At 70.8% G+C, this 3,621-nt stretch carries 3 protein-coding genes; 2 read left to right on the top strand and 1 reads right to left on the bottom strand.

The window, feature by feature from the left end:
* Positions 1 to 220: 220 nt before the first annotated feature.
* The gene (locus SACHA_RS0108190; RefSeq protein WP_019808718.1) at positions 221 to 820 is read right to left on the bottom strand and encodes a TMEM165/GDT1 family protein; all 600 of its coding nucleotides are present in this window, start codon (positions 818 to 820) and stop codon (positions 221 to 223) included.
* A gap of 249 nt (positions 821 to 1,069) precedes the next feature.
* Here SACHA_RS0108190 and SACHA_RS0108185 point away from each other — a divergent pair, with 249 nt between their 5' ends.
* Together SACHA_RS0108185 and cydB are read left to right on the top strand one after the other, a co-directional pair.
* Positions 1,070 to 2,620, top strand: coding sequence for a cytochrome ubiquinol oxidase subunit I (locus tag SACHA_RS0108185; protein ID WP_019808715.1), 1,551 nt, complete (start codon positions 1,070 to 1,072; stop codon positions 2,618 to 2,620).
* Between the two features lie 266 nt (positions 2,621 to 2,886).
* A partial coding sequence (gene cydB, locus SACHA_RS21005; RefSeq protein WP_019808713.1) for a cytochrome d ubiquinol oxidase subunit II occupies positions 2,887 to 3,621 on the top strand: 735 nt, incomplete at its 3' end.

The following is a 3,621-nucleotide window of genomic DNA, read 5'->3' as shown; positions in this document are numbered from 1 at the left end:
CCTGGGCCGCCGTCGCCGGTGACCCGCAGGAGGGCACATTCGCCGTCGCGGCCCGGTGCGTGGTGTGCCGGGGGTGCGGGCGGCGCTGGGGGTCGTGTCCCTGACCAGCCTGGACGACGCCGCGGTCGGTGCCCGTCTCGCGGAGGCCGCCACCACCCTGGCGGACGAACTGCGCGGCTGAGCGCGGCGGCGAGACCTCGGCACCTCGGCACGCCCGTCGTCACACGAGTGCGCTGCCGAAGGCGAGAGCGGCCAGTCCGGCGAGCAGGAACCCGGCCACACGCTGCAGCAGTCTCGGCCGGATGCGGTCCCGCAGCTTGCGGCCGACCAGCACGGCCAGGCCCGAGACGCTCAGCACGGCGAGCAGCGACCCCGCGGCCACCGCGAGCGGCCGGGCGGAGTCCGCCGCCAGTCCCGCCATCGTCAGTTGCGAGGCATCGCCCCACTCCGCCGTGAACAGTACCGCGAACGAGGCCAGGCTCGCCCGCACGAAACCACCGGACGTGCGCCCGCTCCGCGCCGCGTCGACGGAGTCGTCGTCGCCCGGTTGGAAGCCTTCCCGGAGCAGCATCGCGGCGCCGATGCCGAACATCGTGCCCACGGCCACCGAGACCACAACATCCGGCAGCGCCGTGAGCACGCCACCGAACGTCACGGCGACCACCGTCTGGAGGGCGAACGCCACCGCGATCCCGAGCAGGACCGCACGGACGGGGAACCGGGTGGTGAGGACGAGCGTCGCCACCGTCGTCTTGTCCGGCAGTTCGACGGCCGCCACGAGGGCGAAGGTCGACACCAGGGCCACGAGCTCAGCGGTCACGGCGGGCACTCACCTCCCTTTCCTCTGACACGATAAAGGCGAATCGCGGGACAGGGCAGTGAATCGGGATCTCGAATTGCCTCGTACGGTTCGGCCAGATCCTTTTCCGGGTATGCCTGAAGATTGATTGCGGCACGCCGAAAAGAATCGTTCGGGCCGCACGTCCGGACGGCGCGGGACCTTGGTCCCGCGCGGTCCGGGATCAAGGGACCTGACACGGATCCGCAGGTCGAAGGCAGAGTCGATCTCGTGAGCGTCCTCGAGCTAGCGCGGTGGCAGTTCGGTATCACGACCGTCTACCACTTCCTCATGGTTCCGTTGACCATCGGCCTGTCGGTGCTGGTGGCCGGGATGCAGACGGCGTGGCTGCGCACGGGTGAGCAACGTTACCTGCGCATGACGAAGTTCTGGGGCAAACTGTTGCTGGTCAACTTCGCGATGGGCGTGGTGACCGGCATCGTGCAGGAATTCCAGTTCGGCATGAACTGGAGTGCCTACTCCCGCTTCGTCGGGGACGTGTTCGGGGCGCCACTGGCCATGGAGGGCCTGGTCGCCTTCTTCGTCGAGTCGACGTTCCTGGGCCTGTGGATCTTCGGGTGGGACCGGTTGCCGAAGCGCGTCCACCTGGCGTGCGCGTGGGCGTTCTCGCTGGCCACGGTCGCCTCGGCGTACTTCATCCTGGCCGCGAACTCGTGGATGCAGCACCCGGTGGGCGCCGAGTTCGTCGACGGCAGGCCCACGATGACCTCCATCTGGGCCGTGTTGACCAACAACACCGCGCTGGCGGCCGTACCCCACACGGTGGCGGGCGCGTTCGCCGTGGCCGCGGCGTTCCTCGTCGGCATCGCGGGGTGGCGGCTCTGGCGCGGCCGTCCCGGCGCGGGTGCGGAGGACGGCGACCGGGACGTGTGGCGCTCGTCGCTGCGGCTCGGGTCGTGGGTCGGCGTGGTGTCCTTCGCGGTGCTGGCGATCAGTGGGGACGCACAGGCCAAGCTGATGTTCGAGCAGCAACCGATGAAGATGGCCGCCGCCGAGGCGTTGTGCCACACCGAGGAACCGGCGGGCTTCTCGATCATGGCCCTCGGCGACGTGGCGGACGCCGACTGCGACAGCGTGCAGACGTTCACCGTGCCCGCCCTGCTCTCGTTTCTGGCCCACGGCGACCTCGACACCGAGGTCAAGGGGATCGAGGACCTGGTCGGTGAGTACCGGGAGCGCTACGGCAGCCACTACCCGGACGACCCGGCGCTGGGCGAGCTCGCGGGCGAGCCGGTCGACTACGTGCCCAGCCTGCCGGTGACCTACTGGGGTTTCCGCATCATGATCGGGTTCGGCGCGCTGTCGGCGGCGATCGGGGTGGTCGCGTTGTGGCTGACGCGCAAGGGGCGGATCCCGGAAACCCGGTGGTTCCCCCGGATGGCCCTGGCCGGGATCGCGTTGCCGTTCGTCGCGAACAGCGCGGGCTGGATCTTCACCGAGATGGGCAGGCAGCCGTTCGTGGTGGTGCCGAACCCGAGCGGGGTCGACGGGGTGTGGATGTACACCGCACAGGCGGTCTCGAACGTGACCACCGGCGAGGTGTGGACGTCGCTGATCGCGCTGACCACCGTGTACGGCGTCCTCGGCGCGGTCGAGCTGTTCCTGCTCGTGCGCTACGTCCGGGGCGGTGTCGCCGGGGTCATGGGCGGGCCGGGCTCGGGCGGCCCGGACGGACCGGACGGTTCCGGTCCCGACGACCCCGACGACCCCGACGAACCCGGTTCCGGTGGATCGGGGGAGGCGCTGGCGTTCGCCTACTGACCCGCCCGCGCCGACCGCGCCACCGCGCACACCGCCGACCACGCCGCCGACCACGCCGCCGACCACGAGGAGGACACGATGCACGGCAGCTCCCCCCGGATTCCCGCGACACCGCAAGATCATTTTTTCCACCGCCTCTCACCTGGGATTTGTGGACAACGGGGGCGGTTGTCCACAGCCTGGGGAACACCTGTTCCCCGGGGCGCCGTCCCGGGTGACCCTGTTCCTCGGGAGCACGGCCGCGCATACGAGGGAGGGCGAGGCTAGTGGACCTGCCGACACTCTGGTTCTGCATCATCGCCCTGTTCTGGCTGGGCTACCTGTTCCTGGAGGGGTTCGACTTCGGGGTGGGCATGCTCCTGCCGGTGCTCGGGCGCCGCGAGACCGAGCGCCGGGTACTGATCAACACGATCGGCCCGGTCTGGGACGGCAACGAGGTGTGGTTGATCGTCGCGGCCGGTGCCACGTTCGCGGCGTTCCCCGCCTGGTACGCGGGCCTGTTCTCCGCCGCCTACCTGCCCCTGCTGTTCGTGCTGTTGGCGCTGATCGGGCGTGGGGTCGCGTTCGAGTACCGGGGCAAGGTGGATTCGGTCCGCTGGCGGGCGGTGTGGGACCGGGTGATCGTGCTCGGCTCCTGGGTGCCGCCGTTCGGCGTCGGGTTGATCCTGGCGACGACCGTGTTCGGGCTGCCGCTGGACGCCGACGGCGACCGGGTCGGCTCGGTGCTGGAGAGCGTGCGGTGGGAGACGGTGCTCGGCGGGCTGGCCGTGTCCGGGTTCTCCCTGGTCCACGGGGCGGTGTTCCTGGCGCTGAAGACGGAGGGAGAAGTGGCCGACCGTGCGCGCCGGATCGCCCTGCGTGCCGCGCCGGTCGCCCTCGCGCCCGTCCTCGCGCTCCTGGTCGCGGTGCAGGCGGAGCACGGCACGGGGTGGTCACTGCTGTCGGTGGCCGTGGTGCCCGTGGCGGGTGCGGTGGCCGTGTGGCGGGTCCCGGGGGGGGGG

The organism is Saccharomonospora halophila 8 (assembly GCF_000383775.1).
Lineage (GTDB): Bacteria > Actinomycetota > Actinomycetes > Mycobacteriales > Pseudonocardiaceae > Saccharomonospora > Saccharomonospora halophila.
This window is presented reverse-complemented; position numbering and strand designations above follow the sequence as displayed.